The sequence below is a fragment of the Aeromonas lusitana genome, assembly GCF_002812985.1.
GTDB classification, from domain to species: domain Bacteria; phylum Pseudomonadota; class Gammaproteobacteria; order Enterobacterales; family Aeromonadaceae; genus Aeromonas; species Aeromonas lusitana.
Genome location: NZ_PGCP01000021.1, coordinates 74,002 through 98,601 on the forward strand (window position 1 = coordinate 74,002; position 24,600 = coordinate 98,601).

General features: G+C 61.9%; 19 protein-coding genes and 2 tRNA genes. 7 read left to right on the forward strand and 14 right to left on the reverse strand.

Going from position 1 to position 24,600, the window contains the following annotated elements:
* Positions 1-65: 65 nt before the first annotated feature.
* On the reverse strand, positions 66-1,328 hold the full coding sequence (locus tag CUC44_RS13925) for a NupC/NupG family nucleoside CNT transporter (RefSeq protein ID WP_100860521.1): 1,263 nt from the start codon (positions 1,326-1,328) through the stop codon (positions 66-68).
* Positions 1,329-1,351: 23 nt separating this feature from the next.
* A complete protein-coding gene (xapA, locus tag CUC44_RS13930; RefSeq protein WP_244166789.1) occupies positions 1,352-2,197 on the reverse strand; it encodes a xanthosine phosphorylase in 846 nt (281 codons plus the stop codon).
* A gap of 336 nt (positions 2,198-2,533) precedes the next feature.
* Here xapA and CUC44_RS13935 point away from each other — a divergent pair, with 336 nt between their 5' ends.
* The 3 genes from CUC44_RS13935 to cueO all read left to right on the forward strand — a co-directional run bounded on the left by CUC44_RS13935 (position 2,534) and on the right by cueO (position 6,531).
* On the forward strand, positions 2,534-3,472 hold the full coding sequence (locus CUC44_RS13935) for a LysR family transcriptional regulator (RefSeq protein WP_100860522.1): 939 nt from the start codon (positions 2,534-2,536) through the stop codon (positions 3,470-3,472).
* A gap of 362 nt (positions 3,473-3,834) precedes the next feature.
* A complete protein-coding gene (locus tag CUC44_RS13940; protein WP_100860523.1) occupies positions 3,835-4,737 on the forward strand; it encodes a hypothetical protein in 903 nt (300 codons plus the stop codon).
* A 153-nt stretch (positions 4,738-4,890) separates the two neighbouring features.
* Entirely contained in the window at positions 4,891-6,531 is a 1,641-nt protein-coding gene (gene cueO, locus CUC44_RS13945) for a multicopper oxidase CueO (protein WP_100860524.1), read from the forward strand.
* A gap of 93 nt (positions 6,532-6,624) precedes the next feature.
* Here the strand turns inward: cueO and CUC44_RS13950 are convergent, their stop codons facing one another.
* From CUC44_RS13950 to cmoM, 8 genes are all read right to left on the reverse strand, one after another.
* The gene (locus tag CUC44_RS13950) at positions 6,625-7,122 is read right to left on the reverse strand and encodes a SixA phosphatase family protein (protein ID WP_100860525.1); all 498 of its coding nucleotides are present in this window, start codon (positions 7,120-7,122) and stop codon (positions 6,625-6,627) included.
* 143 nt (positions 7,123-7,265) lie between these two features.
* On the reverse strand, positions 7,266-7,574 hold the full coding sequence (locus CUC44_RS13955; protein WP_100860526.1) for a putative quinol monooxygenase: 309 nt from the start codon (positions 7,572-7,574) through the stop codon (positions 7,266-7,268).
* Positions 7,575-7,782: 208 nt separating this feature from the next.
* A complete protein-coding gene (locus CUC44_RS13960; protein ID WP_100860527.1) occupies positions 7,783-8,151 on the reverse strand; it encodes an SH3 domain-containing protein in 369 nt (122 codons plus the stop codon).
* Positions 8,152-8,363: 212 nt separating this feature from the next.
* Positions 8,364-8,753: a septal ring lytic transglycosylase RlpA family protein gene (locus CUC44_RS13965; protein ID WP_100860528.1), complete on the reverse strand. Its 390-nt coding sequence runs from the start codon at positions 8,751-8,753 to the stop codon at positions 8,364-8,366.
* Positions 8,754-8,926: 173 nt separating this feature from the next.
* Positions 8,927-13,354, reverse strand: coding sequence for a chromosome partition protein MukB (gene mukB, locus CUC44_RS13970; protein WP_100860529.1), 4,428 nt, complete (start codon positions 13,352-13,354; stop codon positions 8,927-8,929).
* 45 nt (positions 13,355-13,399) lie between these two features.
* Complete coding sequence (gene mukE / locus CUC44_RS13975; RefSeq protein ID WP_042638131.1) at positions 13,400-14,137, reverse strand: chromosome partition protein MukE; 738 nt, start codon at positions 14,135-14,137, stop codon at positions 13,400-13,402.
* Entirely contained in the window at positions 14,118-15,437 is a 1,320-nt protein-coding gene (mukF, locus tag CUC44_RS13980) for a chromosome partition protein MukF (protein WP_100860530.1), read from the reverse strand. The genes mukE and mukF overlap by 20 nt, the downstream gene beginning before the upstream one ends.
* Positions 15,438-15,585: 148 nt before the next feature.
* Positions 15,586-16,362, reverse strand: coding sequence for a tRNA uridine 5-oxyacetic acid(34) methyltransferase CmoM (gene cmoM / locus CUC44_RS13985; RefSeq protein WP_100860531.1), 777 nt, complete (start codon positions 16,360-16,362; stop codon positions 15,586-15,588).
* 128 nt (positions 16,363-16,490) lie between these two features.
* Here cmoM and elyC point away from each other — a divergent pair, with 128 nt between their 5' ends.
* The 4 genes from elyC to CUC44_RS14005 all read left to right on the forward strand — a co-directional run bounded on the left by elyC (position 16,491) and on the right by CUC44_RS14005 (position 21,859).
* Complete coding sequence (gene elyC / locus CUC44_RS13990; protein WP_100860532.1) at positions 16,491-17,261, forward strand: envelope biogenesis factor ElyC; 771 nt, start codon at positions 16,491-16,493, stop codon at positions 17,259-17,261.
* Between the two features lie 135 nt (positions 17,262-17,396).
* Positions 17,397-18,152: a triose-phosphate isomerase gene (gene tpiA, locus CUC44_RS13995; RefSeq protein ID WP_100860533.1), complete on the forward strand. Its 756-nt coding sequence runs from the start codon at positions 17,397-17,399 to the stop codon at positions 18,150-18,152.
* Between the two features lie 151 nt (positions 18,153-18,303).
* A complete protein-coding gene (pfkA, locus tag CUC44_RS14000; protein WP_100860534.1) occupies positions 18,304-19,275 on the forward strand; it encodes a 6-phosphofructokinase in 972 nt (323 codons plus the stop codon).
* A gap of 1,327 nt (positions 19,276-20,602) precedes the next feature.
* Positions 20,603-21,859 carry an amidohydrolase gene (locus tag CUC44_RS14005; RefSeq protein ID WP_100860535.1) on the forward strand — a complete coding sequence of 419 codons (1,257 nt, stop codon included), beginning with the start codon at positions 20,603-20,605 and terminating at the stop codon, positions 21,857-21,859.
* Positions 21,860-21,973: 114 nt separating this feature from the next.
* On the opposite strand, the gene yjjG is transcribed toward CUC44_RS14005, so the two are convergent.
* The 4 genes from yjjG to CUC44_RS14025 all read right to left on the reverse strand — a co-directional run bounded on the left by yjjG (position 21,974) and on the right by CUC44_RS14025 (position 24,596).
* Entirely contained in the window at positions 21,974-22,654 is a 681-nt protein-coding gene (yjjG, locus tag CUC44_RS14010) for a pyrimidine 5'-nucleotidase (protein WP_100860536.1), read from the reverse strand.
* Positions 22,655-22,717: 63 nt separating this feature from the next.
* On the reverse strand, positions 22,718-24,184 hold the full coding sequence (locus CUC44_RS14015) for a M17 family metallopeptidase (protein ID WP_100860537.1): 1,467 nt from the start codon (positions 24,182-24,184) through the stop codon (positions 22,718-22,720).
* 147 nt (positions 24,185-24,331) lie between these two features.
* Positions 24,332-24,408, reverse strand: a tRNA-Met gene (locus CUC44_RS14020).
* A gap of 111 nt (positions 24,409-24,519) precedes the next feature.
* A tRNA-Met gene (locus CUC44_RS14025) sits at positions 24,520-24,596 on the reverse strand.
* Positions 24,597-24,600 lie beyond the last annotated feature (4 nt).

Sequence of the window (24,600 nt, forward strand, 5' to 3'; positions counted from 1 at the left end):
CGACATGGTTGGGATAGGGGTCATAAACAGGGGCGCCGCAGCGCCCCGCAACAGAGGGATGAGGGTCAGATCGCCAGGGAGAAGAAGATCCCGGCGATGGCGGCGCTCATCAGGTTGGAGCAGGTGGCGGCCAAGACGGTGCGCAGGCCATGGCGGGCGATAAAATCGGTACGGGACGGGCACAGGGTGCCGAGACCGCCGATCAGGATCCCCATGGAGGCGAGGTTCGCGAAGCCACACAGAGCGAAGCTGATGATCACCTTGGATTTCTCCTCCAGCACCTGCAGCCCGGCGGCGGTCACAGTGCTCGCGTCTTTCAGGTAGGGGGCGAGATCGCTGTAGGCCACGAACTCGTTGACCACCAGCTTCTTGCCAATCATGGCGCCAGCGATGCCGATGTCCGCCAGCGGCACCCCGAGCAGGAAGGCCAGCGGCGAGAAGATCCAGCCCAGGATGATCTCAAGAGAGAGCGACATGCCCATCATCTCCCCCACCCCGCCGAGCAAAGTATTGACCAGCGTAACCAGCCCTATCATGGCGATCAGCATGGCGCCGATGGCCGCCGCCAGCTTGAGGCCGCTGCTGGCACCCTCCCCGGCCGCCGCCAGCACGTTCTCCGGCTTCTTGCCATCGAACTGCACGCTGTGATCGAACTCATAGGCCGGCTGACTGGTCTCCGGGATGATCAGCTTGGCAAACAGTATGCCGCCGGGCGCAGCCATAAAGGAGGCCGCCAGCAGGTACTGCATGTCCACCCCCATCATGGCGTAGCCTGCCAGCACAGTGCCGGAGACCGAGGCCATGCCGCCACACATGACGGCGAAGAACTCGGAGTCGCTCATCTTGGGCATATAGGGCTTGACCACCAGGGGCGCCTCGCTCTGGCCGACGAAGACGTTGGCCACCGCCGACATGGACTCTGTCTGGGAGGTGCCGAGCAGGCGGGCCATGGCGCCGCCGATGAAGCGGATCACCAGCTGCATGATGCCGAGGTAATAGAGCACGGCGATCAGCGCCGAGAAGAACACCACCAGCGGCAGCACGTTGAGGGCGAACACGAAGCCGATGCCATCCACCGAGAAGTTGACCAGGTTGCCAAACAGGAAATGGATGCCGGCCTTGCCACTGGCCAGCACGGCGTCGACGCCGTGGGCCATGGCCTCCAGCGCCCGCCGTCCCAGCGGCACATAGAGCACCAGGGCGCCGATGAGCACCTGCAAGGCCAGCGCCAGCCCCACGGTCCGCAGGTGAATGGCCCTGCGGTTGGTCGAGGCGAGAATGGCGATGAGCACCAGCGCCGCCATGCCGAGAAATCCTGCTGCAAACATATGACCTCCTGGTCTTGGGGTACTTAGAAGTGGTGGCGGATGAAGGCGTTGATGAGGCGAATGAAGTCCGCTTCCGCCAGCTTGGCGCACTTGAGGGTCTGCTCGTGGGAGAGCTGCACGTCGCCGAGTCCCTCCGCCATGTTGGTGATGGCGCAGATGGCCAGCACCGGCAGGCCGCAGTGGGCGGCGCTGATCACCTCGGGCACCACAGACATGCCCACCACGTCGCCACCGATGATCTGCATCATGCGGATCTCGGCCGCGGTCTCGAAGCAGGGACCGCTGTAGGAGACGAAGACCCCCTGATTGACCGAAATCCCCTCGCCTTCGGCCACCGCCAGCGCCTCGCTGCGCAGCTCTTTGTCATAGGCATTGGCCAGGCTGAAGAAACGTGGGCCATAGGCCTCGTCGTTGGCGCCCGTCATGGGAGTACCCGGCATGGTGTTGATGTGATCGTTGAAGATGACCAGGGAGCCAACCCCGATCCGCTCCGGGCGCAGAGAGCCCGCGGCATTGGTCACCAGCAGCAGCTCGCAGCCCAGGCGCTTGAAAGCGCGCACCGGTGTGGTCATCACCTTCATGGTCTCGTGCTCGTAGTAGTGGCCGCGACCCTTCATGCAGATGACGTCCACCCCGTGCAGCTTGCCGAGCACCAGCTCGCCGCTGTGGCCCACTACCGTGCTGACCGGGAAGCCGTCCAGCTCCTCGTAGGGGATGCAGACCTTCTCCTCCAGCGCATCGGCCAGCACGCCGAGGCCGGAGCCCAGGATCATGGCGGCGCGGGGGGCAAACCCCGGTTTGCGAGCGAGAATGGTGGCGACGGCGTTGAGAACGGGATCTTGTGGCATGGAGTGCTGTGGGTTGTGCATGGAGTGCGCCTCATTGAGTGATGGAAGGAAGGATGGGCTCACTCTAGGGGAGGTATTTGGCGAAAAAAATCGTTAAAATCGGCCCAACTGTCCCGATTTTCAGCACAATAAAAACCGCAGCAGGCCATTTGAGTGGCTGAAAAGGTGATAAAAGGCGCTGATTGACGCCTCTTTGTGCCCGTTTGGCAGCGCTTGTCGGCATGACGGAAACGCAGAGTGTGAGCCGGATCGTCCCCAACCCCCTCAGCCGGGTCGCTGCGGATGGTACTGGATGCGCAATCTTTGACGGGGATCTCACCCTCCCCCCATGACACAAAAAACAAGACAGGAGGCACCTTGTCCCTCGACAGCCAGTGGCGCGATCGCGTCACCCTCAAGATGCTGCGCTACTTCCATGAGGTGGCTCGCTGCGGTCAGTTCAGCCGGGCCGCCGAGCAGTTGAACGTCTCCAAGTCACCGCTGAGCTCCCAGATCAAGGAGCTGGAAACCGTGCTGGGACTGACCCTGTTCGAGCGCAACACCCGCCAGGTACGTCTCACCCCCACAGGACGCCTGCTGATGGACGAATGCAGCCTGCTGTTCGACGTGCTGGAGAGCGGCCTCAACAAGGTGGTGCAGGCGGGGCGCATGGAGCGCAACCAGATCCGCATCGGCCTGGTCAGCTCGATCTTCTGGGCGGGCTTTGGCGAGGTGATAAGACAGTGCCATCGGCTGCACCCCGAGTACGAGATCTCCTTCACCGAGCTCTCGCCGGAGAAGCAGAAACAGGCGCTGGCGAGCAAGGAGATCGACATCGGCCTCGCCCGCTTCGCCGACACCTTCAACATCCACCCCCTGCAGGCCGAGAGCGTCTATCGGGAGTCCATGATGCTGACGGTATCGGACGAGCACCCGCTGCGGGATCGCAAACGGGTCTCCCTCACCGAGCTGGCTGGCGAGCGCTTCGTGCTGATGAGCCGGGCCAACTCGGCCTCCACCGATCTCATCATCGACTCCTGCCTGATGGAGGGTTTCTACCCCCAGCTCACTCAGGAGGTGGTCGAGCCCAATACCCTGATGGCGGTGGTGGCGACCAGCCAGCAAGTGGCCCTCGCCCCGGCCAGCTATGCCCACCAGAAGTGGCCCCATGTGCGCTTCGTTCGCCTTGAGCAGGCCATCCCGGCCGATGTATGCGTACTCTATGCGCCGCAGACGGCCGGCGCGCCTGTTTCCCCTGTCATCCGCGACTTTATCGACACCATGAGCCAGCAGATGAACCAGTCCGCTGACGGCTGAGTTCACGGGCGCCGTTTGCCCTAGGGGTAAGCGGCGCGGCTTCTTCCCGGCCAGATGGCAGGGAATGACAGCGCGGATCCATCCCTTGAGCACCTCGCGATCCACACCCTCTTTCAAAACGAGGGTCGCCGGATCTGGCCCTCCAGGCGGTGCAGAATCGGGCTCCGTAAACCACATATCAAGATGAGCCACAAGGCTCCTCGGTGGCGATCAGGCTGGTCGCGCGGGCAGTGAACAAATCTGTGATAACAAGCACTTGGCCGTGGTTGTATGGCGGATAAGCCGAGCCGCATAATGGGACTCACCAGCGGGAAAAAGCCAAGTCTGTGCCCTCTGGTCCCATGAGAAAGATGGAGGTCGTTATGCGCAAAGGATCCGGGTTGGTCGCGTGCGGCCTGCTGCTGGCTGCCGGGTTATGGGCCCAAGCCGCGCTGGCCGAGGTCATTCATGTGCGCCTGATCGGCAGCAATCAGACCGACAATCCCCTGCTGCACTATCGCCAAGCCCTGCTGGAGAGCGCCATTCGCGCCGCAGGCCACACCCCGGATGTGCAATTTTGCTCGCTGCCAGAAGGAGTCACCTCCGACAGGCGCGCCGCCACCGAGGTTGGCCTCGGCACCCGCTGCAACATGCTGGCCACCTCCATCGGCGCCCCCTTCTCCAGTCAGCTCGATCTCATCCCCGTTCCCCTCTACCTAGGGGGTGGCGGCTACCGGGTGCTGCTGCGGGCAGAGCAGGACGCCGCGCTGGATGGGATCACCAGCAAGGAGGCGCTGGCCTCCCTGCGCGTGGGCGGTGGCACCACCTGGGTGGACAGCGACATCTACCGGGCCAATGGCTTGCGGGTGGTCACCTCCGAATACCCCAACCTGTTTCCCATGCTCAAGGCCGGGCGCTTCGACGTGCTGCCCCGCGCCATCTTCGAGGTGCTGCCCGAGGTCGACCACTTCGGGCCCGGGCTTGTCATCGACAACCGGTTGCTCCTGCACTACCCAAGCGATCTCTTCTTCTACGGCTCCCCCGAGAACAAACGCACCAATGAGATAGTGGCCGCCGGCCTTGACATCATGTACCACAACGGCAGCTTCCAGGCGCTGCTGCGCAGCCATGACTCGACCCGACTGGCGTTGCAGCAGCTGGATCTACCAGCTCGCATCGTGATTACGCTGGAAAACCCCTATCTCAGCGAAGAGCAGCAGGAGATCCTGCGCCGCTATCGCCCCGAGTGGCAAGACCCCTTCCCCGCAACCCAGGCTGCGCAATAGGGCCGCGCCTGCCAATCATCACGGCAGAGGTGCCCCTGTCGGCGAATAAGCGCAGCAAAGGGAGCAATGGCCGGACCATCGTCTGTGGGTTGACCTTCCCTCAGGGGGAAGAGTCAAGGTGACGGTAACGAGAACCTGATGGGAAATCCTCCTATGAACAGACGTGACTTTCTGATCCGCGGCTCACTGCTCGGACTCGCCGGCGTATTGCCGCTCTCCTATTCGCGCCTGCTCTCTGCCGCCGAGCCCCAGAGTCTGCCCATTCCGCCTCTGCTCACCCCGGACGCGGCAGGCAATATCGCCCTGACGGCGCAGCCCGGTGTCACAGCCTGGCGTGGCAAGGAGACGCTGACCTGGGGCTACAACGGCGCCCTGCTCGGTCCGACCCTGAAGCTGCGCACCGATGAGGCCATCCAGTTGCACACCCTGAACCGATTGCCGGAAACCACCACTGTGCATCTGCACGGGCTGGAGATCCCCGGTGACGCCGACGGCGGCCCCCAGGCCATGATAGCGCCGGGGGAGACCCTCACTAGCCGCTTCACTCTGACCCAGCCCGCCGCCACCTGCTGGTATCACCCCCACGCCCACGGCAAGACAGGGCGCCAGGTGGCCATGGGGCTGGCCGGTCTCATCCTCATCGATGACGAGGAGAGCGCCCGCTGGCCGCTGCCCACCCGCTGGGGCGTCAACGACATTCCCGTGGTGCTTCAGGACAAGCGCCTCGATGCCAAGGGTCAGATAGACTATCGGCTCGATGAGATGAGCGCCGCCGTGGGCTGGTTCGGGGACCTGCCCCTGGTCAACGGCGCCCTGGCCCCCCGACATGTGGCGCCCCGCGGCTGGGTGCGGCTTCGCGTTCTCAACGGCTGCAACGCCCGCTCCCTGCGCCTGGCCCTTGGCGGCAACCAGCCCTTCTATGTGATTGCCTCCGACGGGGGCTTCCTGCCCGAACCGGTCAAACTCACCGAGCTGGAGGTGCTGATGGGGGAGCGCTTCGAGGTCATGGTGGAGCTCAAGGACAAGGCCATCGAGCTGCTCGCCCTGCCCGTCACCCAGATGGGCATGGCCCTGCCTCCCTTCGATCAGCCCCTGCCCCTGCTGACCCTGGCCCCCTCCGCCCTCACCCTGGCCGCCAGCCTGCCGGACAGGCTCAGATCGCTCCCATCCCTGCCAAGCAATAGTGACAGCTGGACCCGTCGCCACTTCCAGCTCGCCATGGATCCGGATCTCGACAGGATCGGCATGCAACGACTGATGGAGACCTATGGCCAGAAGGCCATGGGTAGCGGCATGAGCATGGAGATGCACACCGCCGGCAATCCGGATCCCCACGCCATGCACAAGATGGAGGGGATGAAGGGGATGCCAGAGATGAAGGGCATGGATCACGGCGCCATGGGGATGTCCCACGGGGCTGGCTCAGGCAAGCAAGGGTTGGGGGAAGGGCTCTCCATGGCCAATCGCATCAACGGCCAGGCGTTCGAGATGGGGGTGCCGGCCTTCGATGCCAAACTCGGTCAGCCTGAGCGCTGGACCATCTCCGGCAAGGGGGACATGATGCTGCACCCCTTCCATATCCACGGCGCCCGTTTTCGCATCCTCAAGGAGAACGGTCAGGCGCCCCTGCCCCATCGCGCGGGCTGGAAGGACATAGTCCGAGTCGAGGGGGGCGAGAGCGAGGTGCTTATTCAGTTTGACCACCCTGCCCCGAAAGAGCGCGCCTACATGGCCCACTGCCACCTGCTGGAGCACGAGGACACCGGCATGATGCTCTCCTTTACGGTGAGCTAGGGATGGGATCGTACATAACATGCAGGGGCCTCTCGGCCCCTGTTGTTATTGCACGCCGTTTTGGTACCTAAGCCGCGCCGGAAAAGAGATTGCTTACGGCTTTTTTGGACAATCGAACCAGACCCTGGTCGGGGCGAGCGTTGGGATGGCCGACCAGGGCTCGCCCTCGAAGCTGAAGCGAGCGATGGCACAGGTCGGCATGCGGGTGATCTCGCTGGAGAATCCATGGGCCAGCTCGGTGAATTCGGGATCGTGCCCCACCAGGATGACGCATCGCAGCCCATCATCGAGCGCCCCTATCACAGTCAGCAGGGTGCGGGCATCGCTTGCATACATACGTTTATCCAAGGCAATCTCCCCGCGATAGGCGAGCACATCGGCGAGCAGCCTAGCCGTCGACAGGGCCCGGCACGCCGGGCTCGACAGGATAAGGTCCGGATGGACCTCATTGTCAGCCAGCGCCTTGGCCAGGCGCTTGCCCATCATGGGGGCATCTCGCAGGCCACGCTCGGCCAGCGGCCGCTCCCTGTCCGGCAAGTCCTCCTCCCAGCTCGACTTGCCGTGACGCACCAGGATCAGCGTTCGCTTCATCGTTCCCTCCTCCATGACCCACTGCCCTCGCCAGCCGCCGCTGTGTTGCCATGGCTGGCATCCTGCCGCTGGCTTCCCTATGCCAAGGATAGCGAAGCCAGGGCCCGAGTCAGTCGATAGCCAGGCTGGTGCTCAGGACGCCATCATGGCGATGGGCTTATCTCCTCCAGAAAAATGAGCCGCAGCGGCTCGGCCAGCAGCTCATCGGCCTGGCGGGCGAAGGCCTGGAAGTAGTCGGTGGCACAGTGGGCATCCAGCGCGGCCTGGCTGGTGAAGGCCTCCCGCATATAGAAGCTGCCCGGCTCGTCTTTGAGCTCGAACAGCACGTAATCGAGGTTGCCAGGCTCGCGCCGTGTCGGCTCGATCAGCTTGAGCAACTCGCGCCGTAGCGCCTCGCTCATGCCCGTTTTGGCCTTGAGTACCGCTATCGACACCAGTTTGTCTGCTTTCATCATCACACTCCCCTATCAAGAGACACATAAGCCAGGGATGCCCCTCGCCGCGGCTCGCCAGCGGGTCATGGGCATATCCTTCAAGATGAGAGGCAGTGTAAGAGCAGGCGATTGATGGGTATAGACGGACAATATGGACAGACTGTTCATCCTATTGAACAGCGATTGGGATAACACCACAGATGGGCGGCGTGGCGCCACTAAGGGTTTATGGCTCCCGCCGCTCCCGTAGATTGGCGAGCGGCACCCAGCCAGAGGCCGTCCCCTCGGCGTTGTCACACCAGATCCAGCCGTTGATCATCCGATGGCCGACAAGCTGATCACCCGGTTGCACGTTCAGCTCCCTGGCTGTGTAGTCCTCCCGGGCGCGTGCCAGGCCCTTGTCCAGCCACTCGATAAGCTGAGCCGGCACCCAGCCTCCTTGCTGACCCGCACACTGGCAGAAGAACCAGTCCTGCCAATCCTCTTCTCCCTCATACCGCTCGCCCACCCTGAGCGGGGTGCCCTTCACAAAGGTGATGGGCTCAGGGTACTCGCTGCGATGGGCGCTAATCACCAGCCAGGCGTTGTTTTCCATACTCCTATCGCTCCTTATTCCTATCGCTCCTTGCGGATCCTCTTCGGATCCTGGCGGGCATCAAGTCGGGTATCGGCTCCCGACATCTCGGCTAGCAGGGCGACCCAAGGACGGGATCCTGCTGATGACGCCGCGACCACACAAACAACCACAAACTCAAACAAAAGCAGCACAAACAACAATTAAAATCAGGGCAATGCAGTCAACAACACTTACATCACTTCCAGATTGACCTTGATAAGACCGGCTCGGGTATTGCCTATGGTGCTGAACGCGGCTCTGGAGAGATCGATCACCCGCCCCCTGGGGAAGTTGCCCCTGTCGTTGACCCGCACCACCACGCTCTTGCCGTTGGCCACATTGGTCACCTTCACCAGGGAGCCGAAGGGCAGCGTCATGTGAGCCGCCGTGTTGGCGTTGCTCTTGTAGGGCTCGCCGCTCGCCGTCTTCTTGTTGTGATAGCGATCCGCATAGTAAGACGCCAGCCCGGTCTGGCTATAACCGCGCCAGTTGCCGCTCTTGCTGGCCTCCGGCTGGCTGCTGCAGGCTGCCAACAGCAGGCTGAGGGGTAACAACAGCCCCTTTTGAACCATGGTTCTCATCATCCACTTCCTCGATTCATTCTGCGGCGCCACACCGGCCCGGTGACCAGGTTGCCACCGCCGATCTTGCTCCCGCAAACAGGGGCCTACTCTCTCACATTTTTCATAGAAAACGGGAGGCCCAAGCCTCCCGTTTGTGTGTTCACCCGTCAACCTGTGTCAGGTCAGCAGCATCAGGCGATGAGCTTGTCATCGGCAAACCCAAAGCCCCGCAGGCCCACCACGTGCACGTGCTCGTGCTTGCCCTGCACCTTACGGATGAGCTTGTAGGTGGTGCCCTTTTCCGGGCTGATGTTCTCGGGCGCCGCGATCAAGAGCTGCATGTCCTGCCGCTCGCACAGCTCGAACAGGGTAGCGATGGACTTGCCATCCAGACGCGCCGCCTCGTCCAGGAACAACAGGCGGCAAGGGGCTATATCCTTGCCGCGCAGGCGGCGGGACTCCTCCTCCCAGCTGATCAGCACCATCAGCAGGATGGCCTGACCGGTACCGATCGCCTCGCCGGTGGAGAGCGCACCGCTTTCGGCCCGCAGCCAGCCATCGGCACCGCGCTGTACCTCGATCTCCAGCTCCAGGTAGTTGCGATAATCGAGCAAGACATCGCCCATCACCTGATAGCTGCGCTCCCCCTGCTCTATCTGCGGGTTCAGGCGCTGGAACAGCTTGGCCATGGCTTCGGAGAAGCTGAGCTCCTTGTCGGCGAACAGATCGTTGTGCATGGCGGTTTGGTCCGCCAGCGCGGTCAGCAGGCGAGTGTGGGCCTCGCGGATATTGACGTTGAGGCGCACCCCACGCACCAGACCGAAGGCGATGTTCTGCAGCCCCTGGTTCAGCACCCGGATGCGGTTCTGCTCGCGGCGGATGATGTTGGTTATCTTGGCCGCCACCTCGTGGGAGGAGAGGGACAGATGGGTTTCCCGCTGCTTGAGCTCATCGGCAAGGCGCGCCAGTTCGATCTCCATCTCCTCGATGGCCTCCACCGGATCGTCCGAGCGGATGATGTCGTTACGAATGCGATCCTTCAGGTAGCGATAGACCTGCACGTAGAAACCGACCTTCTGCTCGGTATTGCGGTTGCCTTCGGACAGACGCAGCGCATCGCGCAGGGCCTCGTCGTGAGCCACGGCAACGCGCAGGGCACCCAATGCCTTATCCGACATGGAGCGGAGCTCGTCACTGTCTAAGTAAGCCAGCTCGCGCTTGTTCAGACGCTTCTCGACGTCCGTGTCGCGCGCCAGACGCACCACCCGCGACCAGCTCGCCTTGTGACCCACCAGGGATTTGCGGGCGCCGAAATAGTCCTTGCCTTCGAGCTTCAAACGACCGCCAAGGGATTCGATCTCGCGCTTGCATACCTGCAACTGGGCCTCGGCGCTGGTGCGACGGGAGCGGGTGCGGATGAGCAGTTCTTCGATCTCTTTCTTGTGGGCGCGGGACTTCTCTTCCATGTCGGCGGACAGGGTCAGCCCCATGGCCGCCAGCTCCTGCTCGAACTCGCTCAGGGTCTGGCGCTTGGCCTCTACGCTCGAGTGCAGTGCGGTGCGCACCTGCAGCGCCTCCGTGTGGCGCTGGGCAATCTGCTTGTGCTGCTCGGTGGCGGTGCGGGCGGCCAGCTCGGCGGCTTTGAGCTTCTCTTTCAGCCGCTCGCTCATCTCGGACGCCTTGCCGAGCAGGTCTTGCGCATCCTGGTAGGCGAAGTGCGGCAGACGGGCCACCAGCTGATCGAGGGCATAGCAACGGCGCTTCTGCTCCGCCAGCAATTCGCTCACCTCGTCGAACGCGGCCTGCAGGGCGGCGAGATCTTGCGGATCCTGGCGCAGCACTTGCACCTTGGCCTCGAGCATCTCCAGCGCCTTACCGTGCTGGGCGATAAAGGTCTCGGCTGCCTTGAGGCGCTCCACATCGGCGTGGGCGGCCTCGAGGCGCGCGGCCAGATCGGCCTCTGCAAACAGGTGGGCAAAGGGCAGCATGGCCTGCACCAGCTGGATATAGCGGGTCAGCTGGGCGGCAGTGGCCTTGGCCTCGCCGAGCTGCTTGTCACACTCGGCCATGGCCCCCTGCAACTTGCGCAGCTCGCTCTGCTTGGCTTCCACCTCGGCTTCCGGATCCGCTCTGAACGCGATGTCCAGATGGGCACCGATAAAGTCGCGGAAGTGACCGTAGAGGCGGTGGTATTTCTGCTGCTCGAAGGCGGCCTTGGCGTAGCCTTCGATGAGGTTTTCCCGCTCAAGGTCGAGCTGCTCGATACGTTTCTCGCGAGCGGCGCGGCCAAAGAGCGGCAGTTCGGGGTAGCGGGAGAAGCGCACCTGACGCTTGCTGGTGCGCACCAGCACGGCGTCGCCGAGCTCGTCCGCTTCCACCAGATCCTCATCGAACGAATCCGGATTGCCCTGGATGAGATAGATATCCTCGGGGCAGTCTTCCAGTTTCTTCAGCCGCTCGATGGCGCCCTCAAGGTCCAGCACCACCAGGGCACTGCGGGCCGGGCCGTAGAGCGCGGAATAGTAAGGGGCATCGTCGATGGAGATGTCGTCATAGACATCGGAGAGCAGCACGCCCCCCACCTGCTCGGCGATGCGGGCCAGACGTGGATCCGCCTCCCCGGCTCCCAGTTGCAGGTTGCGAATTTGCAGCTCCAGCGCCTGTTTTTGGGCCTGGATACGGTTGCTCTCCTGCTCGAACTCGCGCTCCTTGTCGAGCACGGTCTGCATGCCGGCGGAGAGCGCCTCTGCGCTGGTGAGCGCCAATCCGCTCTGTTCGCGCAACTGCTCGAGTTTCTCGAAAGATTTCAGCCAGCGCGGGGCCAGTGCGGTGAGATCCTTGATGTCGCGGCCAAGCTGGGCGCCCTGATGCTCCAGGCTGGCGCGGCGCTGGGCTGTCTCGGCCTGCTGCTCGGCGAGCTCTTCCTGACGGGTGCGCTGGGCCTCAAGGAAGACCTCCAGCTCGTCACTGCTCCCAATCTGCTGACCAGAGGCTTGCGCCAACTCATCGCGCAGGCGCAGCAGGTTCTTCTGGCTCTCGCTCTCTTTCTCCAGGCGAGCCAGAGCGGCGCGCAGCCCCTGCCCCTGGGCAATGCGGGCCTTGTCTTCGATATGGCGCTTGAGCAGGGCCTGGGCCGTGGGCCAGGCGGCCTCACGGGCGGTCTCGGGGGCGATGCCCAGCAGCAGCGTCAGTGCGGCCTGGTGTTCGGCCACCGCGGCTTTCGCCAGGGCGAGCTGTTGCTCGGCCCCCAGCACCCGGCTGGTGAGGCTCTGCTCGGCGGTGCGGAATTGATGCAGGGTGTCGCTCGCCTGCTCAGCGGTCAACCCCGGCAGCTCGCACTGCTCGCGGGCAGTATCGAGGGCCTGCACCGCCTGACGGTACTGTATGGCGCGGGTCTGCTGGATATCCAGCGCCTGCTGATAGTCGGCGAGCTGGGTCTTGAGGCTATCGACCTCCCCCTGCGCCAGCTCCTTGCGCTCCTCCACCTCCAGCAGCTGGCTGTGGATCTCTTCCACCACCGCCTGTTGCTGCTCGAGTTTGTCGTTGAGCTCCGCCAGATCGGCGCGATACATCTCGATCTTCTTTTGCAGGGCGACGGCGGCCATCACCTTGGCCAGGTGCTCGGCGGCAGACTCCAGCTCGTCGGTCAGCAGCTTCTCGCGGCTGGTGAGCTGCTCGACTTCGTCCGCCAGATAAATAGCGCGCTGCTTCTCTTCGGCCAGGATGCGGCGCTTCTCGGCGAGCTCGGCACGGGCTTTGAGTGCCAGCTCGGAGAGGCGGTTCTTCTCGGCGGCGTTGCGCACATAGTCCGCCGCCACATAGTGGGTGGTTTCGGTGATCAGGTTCTTGAACAGATCCCGCTGACCTTGGGTCTCCTTGATGGCCTCCAGGGTGCGGCGGTTCTCGTAGATGGCCGCCTCCATGTCCTGGAACGCCTTGCGCACCCCTGAGTTCTCCGGCAGCAGGTATTCACGCAAGGAGCGGCTGATGGAGGACGAGATGCCGCCGTAGAGGGAGGCCTCGATCAGGCGATAGAACTTGCCGCGATCCTTCTGATCACGCAGCTTCTTCGGGGTAATCCCGAACTCGAACATGAAGTTGTGGTAATCGGTCACCGTATTGAACTTGGCGACCTTCATGGCGCCAAGCTCGGCGGCGGCGCCCTTCAGATCGGTGAAGGCGCGCACCCGCCCCTTGCCACCGTCGAGTTTCTCCAGCAGGAGATCGGTCGGTGCCAGATTGGCCGGCACATCCACCAGGGCGAACGGGGTGATGTTGACCTTGTTGTCACGGTTCGCCACCTGCTCCAGATGTACGCCGACCCAGATCCGCTGCTCGCGGCTGTTCATCACTTCGAGCACAGAGTAGCAGTGGCCGCGCTGCAGCTTGCCGTAGAGCCCCTTGTCCCGGGACGCGCTGGATGAGCCCGCCTCCGTGGTGTTACGGAAGTGAAGCAGAGACTGATCCGGAATAAGCGCCGCGATAAAGGCCGCCATGGTGGTGGACTTGCCCGCTCCGTTGCCGCCAGACAGGGTAGTGACCAGCTGGTCGAGATCGAAGGTGCGGGCGAAGAAGCCGTTCCAGTTGACCATGGTCAGGGATTTGAATTTGCCTCTCACGCCGCTCTCTCCATCAAACCTGTCGTCCCCATTTGGGCCAAAAATTTAACCTTGCTGCTCATCTTCCACCTCCAGCTCCAGCTGCTCTTCGTCCAGATCCGCCTCGATGTCGTCGAACAGGGAATCGCTGCTCGGCATCTCGTCGTCGTGGAAGATGGCTTCCCCTTCCTGGATCATGCGCAGTTGCACGGCGCGGGGATCCTCGTCGGAGCGCACGTCGGCGGCGAAGCGAAACACCGACTCGTTTACCCGGAACTTGTCGCCGTTGCCGAGGGCCGTGATCATGCCAAGGCGCCGCAGCCGGCGCATGGAGGTGCGGATCTTCTCCAAGAGCTTCTTCTTGTCCAGATCCGTACCGCCGGAGCGGCTGTTGACCATGCGCAGCAGCTGCTTCTCATCGGCGAGGCTCAGCACCTCCTCCTGCAGCTCACCCATGGCGAACACCCCTTCCGAAGCGAGGCGGTCCGGGCTCAGATAGAGGTAACAGAGCACCTTGCCCACCAGCATGTCGAGTTCAGACAACACGGTCGTGCCGATGTCGGCACTGGGGCGCGGGCGCAGGTAGAAGAAGCCTTCCGGCGCCTTGATGAGCTCCACCTGATAGCGGCCGTAAAAGATCTCCAGCTCACCGTGAAACTCCACCAGGGCCGAATGTTGTTCGAAATCGTCGGCACTGATGTGGCGGCCCGAGCGCAAGGCGGTGTCGATGCGCGGAAACAAGGGGTTGGCGATGGCCTCAGCCAGTCGCAGCGGCAAGGGAAATTCAGTATTGATCAATGACATAGGCCTGAACCTTGGATCCAGCTTGGTTAATGGGTTTCCATGCGGGTTGGTGGTGAAGCTCACGTTCACCACTGGCATGGCCGAGGCGCACGGCCTGATCTATCAAGAGGCGCGCCACGTCGAAGTGGGCGTGGGCCGGGTAGTCCAGCAGGTATTCCCGCAGCACGTCGGCCAGGTCCAGCTGGGAGCGCTGCTCGGGGTAGCGGGCGAGGTAGCGCTCGATGCGCTCCGCCAACTCCTGGTTGATGTCCACCATCTCCAGGTACTCCATCTCGAGGGGCACCTCGCCGGTCACCTCTTCGTCATGAATGGCGATGGTTTCGTCCCGCAGCTCCAACAGGCGAGGCTCTTCGGCGATGCGCAGCTGCCAGTTGTGCTGCTCGAAGTTGCGGATGGATTCCCGCAGTCGCTGGCTGAAGGCGCGGTTCTTGTCCATGTCGATGGCGTTGCGGATAAATTTGTGGACGTGTCTGTCATAGCGGGACCAGAGCTCGATGCACTGCTGGCCCCAGGAGGTGATGACATCCAGCCGTCCCTGCAATGCGTGAGTCAGCTCCTCGACGTGGAACAGATCGTCCCGTCCCTGAGCGGCTTCCTGAATGTTGAGCAGCCCCGCCTGCAGGCGATGGCCGGCGGCGTCCAGGGTATCTTGCAGCTCCCGCAGGGTCTGACCGGTTTCATGCAGCAGCTTCTCGCAGCTGTGGATGGCGTCAATCCAGTTCTGGGTCAACAGGGCCGCGATTTCCCGTTTGACCTGATTTTGCTGCTCGTCCATGGCGCGCTGGGTGAGATCGATGCGCCCGAGGGTCTCCTCAAGAGAGAAGCTGAGCCTGGGCAGCACTTCGGCATCCCACTGCTCGCGGGTGTCCAGAGCCAGCGCCGCCTTGCGGGCGGTGTCAAGCTCGGAGGCCAGGTGCTCGAGCAGGATGGAGAGCTTGATGGAGTCGACCTGACGGCTCTCCAGAAAGAAATCGACGATGCCGACGCCAAGGCGCGACAGGCGATAGAGGCTCTCGCCCGCCACCATGTCGGTGTTGAAGCGCGACAACAGTTGCTGGCGAATGAGATCGTTGATGGCATTGTTGGCGCGACCGCTCTGGGTCTCGTCCATCTGGCCGAAGGCGCTGCTCACATAGCCGAAGGCGTCGTGCAGCGCGGCCTCTGACAAGTCCGATTCATCCTCGGAGAGTGTCTTGATCGCAATCAGAAAGGCCAGCCGATCGGTGGGCAGGCTCAAGGCCAGACCCTCCTGCCTGACCCATCCTACCGTCTCGGGCAGGGTACGGGATGTACTCATCATGACGTTATCATCTCGTTGTTATAACCGGCGGGGTGGCGCGCACCTCATGTACGCATCGCTCCCGCGCGTTGTGTATCGGCCAGGGCTTAAAGGGCGCCCCGGCGGCTGTATCCCGCAAAAATGGCGTCGACTGCGACGGCCCAGGGTCTCAAGCGACCGGTTTTTGGGCCATCACATGGATGTAGCGACCCAATGAGACGAAAGGCTCCTGACGGCAGTACTGCTGCTCCATGGCCAGCAGATCGTCGAACTTCTCGTGCTGATCCTGCTTGTGGCGCATGTAGTCGTGGATGACGCGCACCCCGGTCTTGCCGATGATCTTGAGCCCCCCTCGCCCGATCCAGTCGTACACCGGCTCAGGCAGCTGCGGATTGGTGGGGGTCAGGGCGGTCTGGCGCTTCTTGTTCAGCCCCTGGCGTACATAGTCGAAATTGCCCACCACCAGGCTCTGGAACAGCAGGCCGTGGCGGTTGTAGAAAAGCAGCGACAGTATGCCCCCTGCATTGACGAAAGGGAACAGACCGAGCAGGGTCTGGCGCGGCTCGGCGAGCCACTCCAGCACGGCGTGACAGAGCACCAGATCAAAGGTTCCGCTCACATGGGACTTGAGATCCTGGATGGGGCAATGGATGAGACGAATTCTGTCTTCGAGCCCCTGCTCGGCGATCTGGGTGCGGGCCAGTGCCAGCATCTCTGCCGACAGATCGCACAGCTCCACCTGATGGCCCATGGCCGCGAGCTTCTGGGCAAAGTAGCCAAAGCCGCCCCCCGCATCCAGGATCCGCAGCGGCCGATTGCCGAGCCGCGCCAGGCAGGCTTCGATGTCGCTCCACACCACGGTAGTGCGAATGCGCCCCTTGGTGGAGTCGTAGATGTTGCGGGCGAACTTGTCGGCACGTCCGTCAAAACTCTGATCTTGCTTCAAGACAACACTCATCTTCGGCCGCCCCGTCGGTGACTCGCCATCGGGGCGTAGACAGGGTTGGGCCACAGGAAAAAAGAGAGGTATTCTGTCACATCCCGGATCCGCTGAAAACTCAAGGACGACCCCCTTTGTTCGAACTCAAGAAGTGGCTGGGTCAGCTGCTGATGCCGCTGCCCTTCTCCCTCTCCTTATTAGTGCTGGCTCTGCTGCTGCTCTGGTTCACCCGTTTCCAGAAGACCGGCAAGCTGTTGGCCACCCTCTCCCTGGCGATCGTCGCTCTGATGGGGATGCGGCCGGTCAGCTATGAGCTGGCCCGCTCGCTGGAGCAGACCTACCCTCCCTTCGAGATAAGTCAGCACCCGGATATAGAAGCTATCGTCGTACTCGGCAACGGTCACGTGAGCGATCCTGCCGTCCCCGAGCGCTCCTGGCAGAACAATATAGCGCTGGCCCGCACCCTGGAGGGGGTTCGTCTGGCCGAGGCGTATCCTGATGCCCAACTCGTCTTCTCAGGCGCCGTGGCGGGGGATCCCCTGTCGAATGCCGAGGTCAACGCCCGCATGGCGGTGAGTCTCGGGATAGACAGGGCCCGCATGACGTTGTTTGAAAACAACAAAGACACCCATGACGAGGCTGTCAGCATAGCTCGCTTGCTCAAGGGCAAGCGGGTGGCACTGGTGAGCTCGGCCACCCACCTGCCGCGGGCCATGGCGCTCTATCGCGGTCAGGGACTCGATGCGGTGCCGGCGCCCACGGATTACACCGCCAAGCAGAGCCAGCAGCCGCAACCCCTCTACACTTACCTGCCCAAGGGGCGTTATCTGATGTATTCCGAGGCTGCCATTCACGAGTGGATTGGGGTATGGTGGGCCCGTCTGCGGGGTCAGGTTAACGAATGAGCGATCGACGATTCCATTCCTGATTTGGATCAGGAAAGCGAAAAAAAATTACGTCATTTGCCGCCGGGTCAGCTATCTTGGGCTCGGTTCAATTCATATAATGTCGCGCAATCAAATGCCTAGGAGATATACAAGATGAGACAGCACCTGGTAATGGGTAACTGGAAACTGAACGGCACCAAGGCTTCTGTAGAAGCCCTGATCAAAGGACTGACCCCGGCTGCTGCCGCTCATCCTTCAGTACAAGTCGCCGTCTGCCCGCCGGTTATCTTTTTGGGTCTGGTTGAGCAACTGACCGCAGGCACCAAGATCGCCTACGGCGCCCAGAACGCCGACCTTCACGAGTCTGGCGCCTTCACCGGCGAAAACGCCCCCTCCATGCTCAAAGCCTTCGGTTGCACCTACTCTCTGGTGGGCCACAGCGAGCGTCGTACCCTGCACGCAGAGACCGACGACGTGGTTGCCGCCAAGTACGAAGTGATCCAGAAAGCAGGCCTGGTGCCGGTACTGTGCATCGGTGAGACCCTGGCTCAGTTCGAAGCCGGCACCACCAACACAGTGGTTGAAACCCAGCTGAAAGCCGTGATCGACCGTTGTGGTATCGCCTCCTTCGAGAACGCCGTCGTCGCCTATGAGCCGGTATGGGCCATCGGTACCGGCAAGACTGCCACCCCGGAAATCGCTCAATCCGTCCACGCTCACATCCGCCAATACCTGGCCGGCTTTGACGCGGCCGTGGCTGCCAAGGTACAGATCCTGTACGGCGGCTCAGTCACTGGCGCGACCGCTGCCGACCTGTTCGGTCAGCCGGACATCGACGGTGGCCTGGTGGGTGGTGCGTCCCTGAAAGTGGACGACTTCTCCCAGATCATCGCTGGCGCTGCCAAGTAAGGCACGCATGAAGAGGGGCCTGGCCCCTCTTCATCTATCTCCCTTTCCTATGGGACTGGAACCCTCTTTTTCATAGGAAAGCCGATATAGTAAAAGTGGCTGACTGCATTTTCAGATATTGATTTTCGACAACTCAGATCCAGAGGCACTCATGACCAAACAAATCAAACGTATTGGTGTTTTGACCAGTGGTGGTGACGCACCGGGTATGAACGCAGCCATCCGCGCCGTGGTGCGCGCCGGCCTGCATCATGGCCTGGAAGTCTACGGCATCTATGATGGCTACCTCGGTCTGCACCAGGACAGGATCGTCAAACTGGAGCGCCACAGCGTCTCCGACGTGGTCAACCGCGGCGGTACCTTCCTGGGCTCAGCTCGTTTCCCCGCCTTCAAAGATCCGAAAGTGCGCGCCGAAGCGATCGAGAACCTGAAGAAACACGGCATAGACGCCCTGGTGGTGATCGGTGGTGATGGCTCCTACATGGGCGCCAAGAAGCTGACCGAAGAGGGTTTCCCCTGCATCGGCCTGCCAGGCACCATCGACAATGACATCGCCGGCACCGACTTCACCATCGGCTTTGACACCGCCCTGAACGTGGTGGTGGATGCCATCGACCGTCTGCGCGATACCTGCAGCTCCCACCACCGCATCTCGGTGGTCGAGATCATGGGCCGCCATTGCGGCGATCTGGCCATGTCTGCCGCCGTCGCCGGTGGCGCCGAGTACGTGATCGTGCCGGAAGTGGCCTTCGATAAAGAGAAGCTGCTGCTGCAGATCAAGGAAGGCGAAGCCAAAGGCAAGCGTCACGCCATCATCACCATCTGTGAGCACGTCACCGACGTGAATGCCCTGGCCAAGGACATCGAGTCCATGACTGGCCGCGAAACCCGCGCCACCATCCTGGGCCATATCCAGCGTGGCGGTTCACCGACTGCGCGGGATCGCATCATGTCCAGCCGCATGGGCGCCTTTGCCGTCGAGCAACTGCTGGCAGGTCAAGGTGGCCGCTGCGTCGGTATCCAAGGCAACGAGATGGTGCATCACGACATCATCGACTGCATCGAGAACCTCAAGCGCCCGTTCAACCAGGAGTTGTACGATCTCTCCACCACCCTGTTCTAAGCCATCGTGCTTAATTCAGGTTGTTGTGACAAAAACCCTCCTCTGGAGGGTTTTTTTTATATTTCCACGTTTGCCGAACCGCGCCGTCTGCTGATACAGGCCCCAAGCCTTATATCCCCTAGGCTCTCAACACTCAGTTCCCTCTCCTCACTTCCCTTCCTTGTCCTTTACTCTCCCTATCCCTCAGCGTGGTCATGGGAGGAACTCCACACATGGCCTAACCCTGGCCGCATCTGTCTGCGCCCACTGCGCATTGGCGGTACTCAGGGCTCTGCGTATCTGCCTACACCCGACTTTCAGCTCCGGCGTGGCTGTGCATTCAATTGCCTTATCCATCTCCTCTTTTAACCTTTCATATCTTCATCCTTGCTCTCTCTTAGGGCCTTGCCTCACTCCGGCGCCGGCTACATCGCGATGATGATGAAAAGAGCACGGTTCACTTCACATAAGAGATGCGCCTCTTTCCCACCGCCAAAGGCTTAAACCAGGCCGCTATTGGCGCACGTTACCCCTCTTTTCTGACCCTCAATTGAAAATCCATGGTCAGAGCATGTCGTTAACCTGCTGCCATGACTGGGTTTGTGGCATATCGCTCCCCATAAAGTGATGAGGTGCCGAAAATGACGCATCAACCATGACCAATCCCCTCATGGCGACATTTTCAGGCGCATTATGGCGCTGGTTAGGCATAGAAAACTTACCAATATACAAAAAGGCCCCATGCAAATCCCATCAAAACAAACAAATCACATTACGCAACTTACTGTATATAAAGCATAAATCAGTAAATCTATCGACTCACATATGCACCCACCGTAGCCAAGGTGATAAAACACCCACAAAAATATAAAAATACACAGTTACGAGCTCAGCAGTCGATATTTGCCATATAATTGCATTTTTCGTTGTTTTACCGGACCAGTATGGTATCTTGGTCTCATCAACAGTCAGCAAAGGGAGACAAAATAATGAAAGAGTTCGTTGTTACCGCCGTTTTTACCGTGTTTTTCACTCTGGTTGCCGTCTCTCTGCCCTCGCTGGCGCAGCTCTGAGCCGGTTAATCGATCAGAATATTGCACGACTCCCGTCCTGCAATCCCCTGAACGCTGGCAGATTGAACGCTATATTGGTTTTTTAATGGATTGATGATGAATGCCAGACAAGAGCGGCATTTTTCACGAGTTGGCGAGTATTTTATCACCGCCACCATCATGACCACCCAACAAGGGGAGCCACTGGCTCCCCTTGTTGCATTTCTGTCATCGGCATTTACTCAGACTCCCCTGCCCGTCACAATGTCCGCTGGACTCGCCATACAGGAATCATCATGACTCAGGATGCTCTGCGCCACTGGCGCCGCGATCTTCATCGTCACCCCGAAGCGGCCTGGTGTGAATTTCGAACCAGCTCTCTCATCGCTCACCGCCTCTCGGAGCTCGGATTCGACGTCATGCTGGGCGACCAACTGCTCGCCAGCAATCTCATCATGGGACGGGAAATCGACGTCACGGCCCAGAAAGAGCGCGCCCTGCGCCAGGGCGCCAATCCCGACTGGCTGGCCCGCATCGATGAGATCACCGGCGTGATGGGATTGTGGGACAGCGGCCGCCCCGGCCCTACCCTGGGCTTTCGCTTCGACATAGACGCGGTCGAGGTGGATGAGAGTCAGGAGGCACAGCACGCTCCGAGCCAGGGGGAATGGCAATCTTGCAACCCAGGCTGGATGCACGCCTGTGCCCATGATGGCCACACCGCCATCGGGCTGGTGCTGGCCGAGCGGATCAGCGCCCTGGCCGAGCGGCTAAATGGTCGTATCAAGCTGTTCTTCCAACCCGCCGAAGAGGGTTGCCGCGGTGGCAAGGCACTGGCGGCGGGCGGTCAGCTCGACGACGTGGATGCCCTGCTGGCGCTGCACATCGGCATTCATGCCAAGAGTGGCGAGCTGGTAGTCAATCCCACCGAATTTCTCTGCTCCACCAAGTTCGATGTGGAACTGATGGGACGCGCCGCCCATGCAGGGCTTGAGCCCAACGCCGGCAACAATGCGCTGGCGGCGGCCTGCATGGCCACCACCGCCATGCTCGGCATTCCCCGCCATCGGGATGGCATGACCCGCATCAACATAGGCCAGCTTCACGCCGGCAGCGGCCGCAACGTGATCCCGGGCCATGCTCGCCTGCAGGGGGAGACCCGAGGGGCGACCCCTGAGCTCAACGACTACATGTTTGGCCAGGTGCAGCAGATAGTGGAAGGGGCCGCCCTGATGCAGGGGGCCACCTACCTCATCCGCAAGCAGGGGGAAGCTATCGGCATCGACAACAGTCCGGCCCTGTTAGAGGAGATAGTGCCGCTGGCACAGGCGCTCAAGCTGGAGACGGTGCATACCCGCCGCTTCGGGGCCAGCGAAGATGCCGGTTTCCTTATCGAGCGGGTGCAGCGCAGCGGTGGCGAGGCCGCTTATCTGATCCTGGGATCCGATCTGTCCGCGCCCCATCATCATCCTGAGTTCGACTTCGATGAGCGCGTGCTGGCGCCCGGTGTCGCCCTGCTGGAGGCCTGGCTGCTCGGCCGCCTCGCGTCCTAGCTGAGTGTGGTAAGAGAGTGCAATAAGAGAGTGCGATAACAGAACGCGCTAAAATGCAAAAAGGCAGCCCTTGGGCTGCCTTTTTCATTACAGATTCCATCCTGGCCTCTTCGCTTATTGTCCCAGCACGATATCGGCCAGGTGGGCGAAGTGGTGGATCTCGTGGGTCGACTCGCACGGCGTGTCGTGACGCTGCGGGTTGTACCAGCAGGTGGCCAGCCCCTGGGCCGCCGCGCCCGCGATGTCGGTCTTGGGGTTGTCCCCCACCATCAGCACCCGGGCCGGGCTCGGTTGCCCCATCAAGTCGAGGGCATGCTGGAAGATGGCGGCGGCGGGCTTGGTGACATGCACCTCATCCGAGATAACCAGCGGCTCGAACCAGTCACCCCAACCCAGTTTGTCGAGACGCCCGCGCTGGGGCAGGCTGAAACCGTTGGTGATGATCCCCATGCGCACCCGCCCCTGCAGGGCCAGCAGCGTCTCTGTCACCCCCTCCAGCGGCTCGCTCAGGGCGATGATCTGCTGCAAGAAGGCATCGTTCATGGCCATGGGCGCCACATCCACCTGCTCGGCGAACAGGGAGAAACGGGTCTGCTGCAGGTGCGCCGCGTCGATTTCACCGCTGTTGTACTGCTGCCACAGGCGGTGGTTCAGCTCGTGATACTCCGCCATCTTGGCGGGGGTCGGCATGACGCCGTAGATCTGCAGGGTCCGCTCCAGGGCCTGGGCGACCGGGAAATCGAGCAGGGTTTCGTCCAGATCGAACAGCACCCAGTCATAACTTGGTTGTTTCACACTTATCCTTACATCTTGTGGTTGCAGCGCGCCCTGCGGCGCGCTGCTCATTGGTCACACGCCTCAGCGCAAGGGGCTGGCGAGCAGATCCAGGGTCAGCCTGACCCCAAAACCGGTTACCTCGCTGCTGACCACCCCGTTGCCTCCCTTGTTGCGAAAACCGCTCAAGTCCAGATGCAACCAGGGGGTGGTGGCGGGCACGAAGCGGCTGAGGAAGCGGGCGGCATCGATGTGATCCGGCGATGCCCCCGGCGCACACTGCAGCAGATCGGCCCATTCACTCTCTATGTTGTCGTCATAATCCTCATCCAGCGGGAAGGGCCAGACCCGCTCGCCGCTGTGTTGGCCGAGGCTTATCAGATCCCCAAGCCACTCCGGACGGTTGGTGAAGGCGCCGCTGTAACGGCTGCCGAGGGCCCGCTTGCAGGCACCGGTCAGGGTGGCGTAGTCGATGAGCAAGTCAGGCTCATCCTGCGCCGCCATGGCCAGCGCATCCGCCAGCACCATGCGCCCCTCGGCGTCCGTGTCCACCACCTCTATGGTGGTGCCGTTGATGGCGGTCACCACCTCGCCGGGGCGATAGGCCTTGGGGCCTATGTGATTCTCGGCGATGGCGAGCCAGCAATGCACCTCGAGGGGCAACTTGGCCCGGCTGATGGCGAGCAGGGTGCCGAGCGCCACGGCGCTGCCCCCCATGTCCAGGTGCATGCCGTACATGCTGCCGCCCACTTTCAGGTTATAACCGCCGGAGTCGTGGCAGATCCCCTTGCCCACCAGGGCCAGGCGACGCTCAGGATTGGCCGGGCGATAGCTGAGTTTGACGATGGCCGCCTGATGATCATCCGAGCCCCTGGCCACCGCCAGGAAGGCACCGGCGCCGAGTCGGGTCAACTCGGTTTCATCAAACTCCTGCCACTGCCAGCCCTCCTCCCTGGCCAGGTCTCGGGCCAGGGCGCGATAATGCTGAGGCGTCAGGTCCGAGGCGGGCAGCACGGCGAGGTGGCGCGCCAGGCCATTGCCTTCGGCCTCGGCCAGGATCCGGGTCAGATCCAGGGCGCAGGCAGGCGATATGGTGATGGTTTGATGGCGCACGGGGGCATCGGCCTGTTGCTTGTGATGGGGCAGCGCCACATTGGCCGCGAGCAGGGTCGACAGCACCAGCTCGGCCAATTCGGCCCGGCGGGCGTCATCGAAACCGGCCAGGTGTAGCGCCAGCGTCTCCACATTGAGGCCCGCGAGCGGCGCAAGCCAGCCGCGCACCTGCTTGTAGAGCTTATGATCCCGCGTGAGGTCGGGGGCAAGGAAGACCACCAGTTGCAGCCCGCCCCGATCAGCGAGGCGATAGGGCGCCTTCTGACCCAGGGCTATCTGGGCCGCCACACCGGCAAATTCGGGCTGTGCCAGCGTCTTGTCACGCTCGGTCTCGGCCAGCAGCAAGAGCTTGACGGTGGCAGCGCTTGCCAGCACCTGGGTCAGGGTCAGGGACTCGATAGCCAGAGCGGGAGGAAGATAACGAAAGGGTTGTACCATAGGAGCAGGCCTCATCCATGAACAGAAGCCAAGATGATACCGAACAAATGCCAGGAACGACCAGCATCTTGAAATTAATGTGCAAGATCAGGGGGATAAACAGGGATACGGGAATAAGAGAAATTACAGAAGGGAAAAACAGTAAGTTGGTTGCGGGGGCCGGATTTGAACCGACGACCTTCGGGTTATGAGCCCGACGAGCTACCGAGCTGCTCCACCCCGCGTCCGAATTGTTGCCTGTTGCCAGGACTTTTCACCACAAGCCTGCCGAGCAGTAGCAGTTTGTGTGTTCGCAGCACCGCAGCGACCGAGGTCGTGCCATGCACACAAATAGTTGGTTGCGGGGGCCGGATTTGAACCGACGACCTTCGGGTTATGAGCCCGACGAGCTACCGAGCTGCTCCACCCCGCGTCCG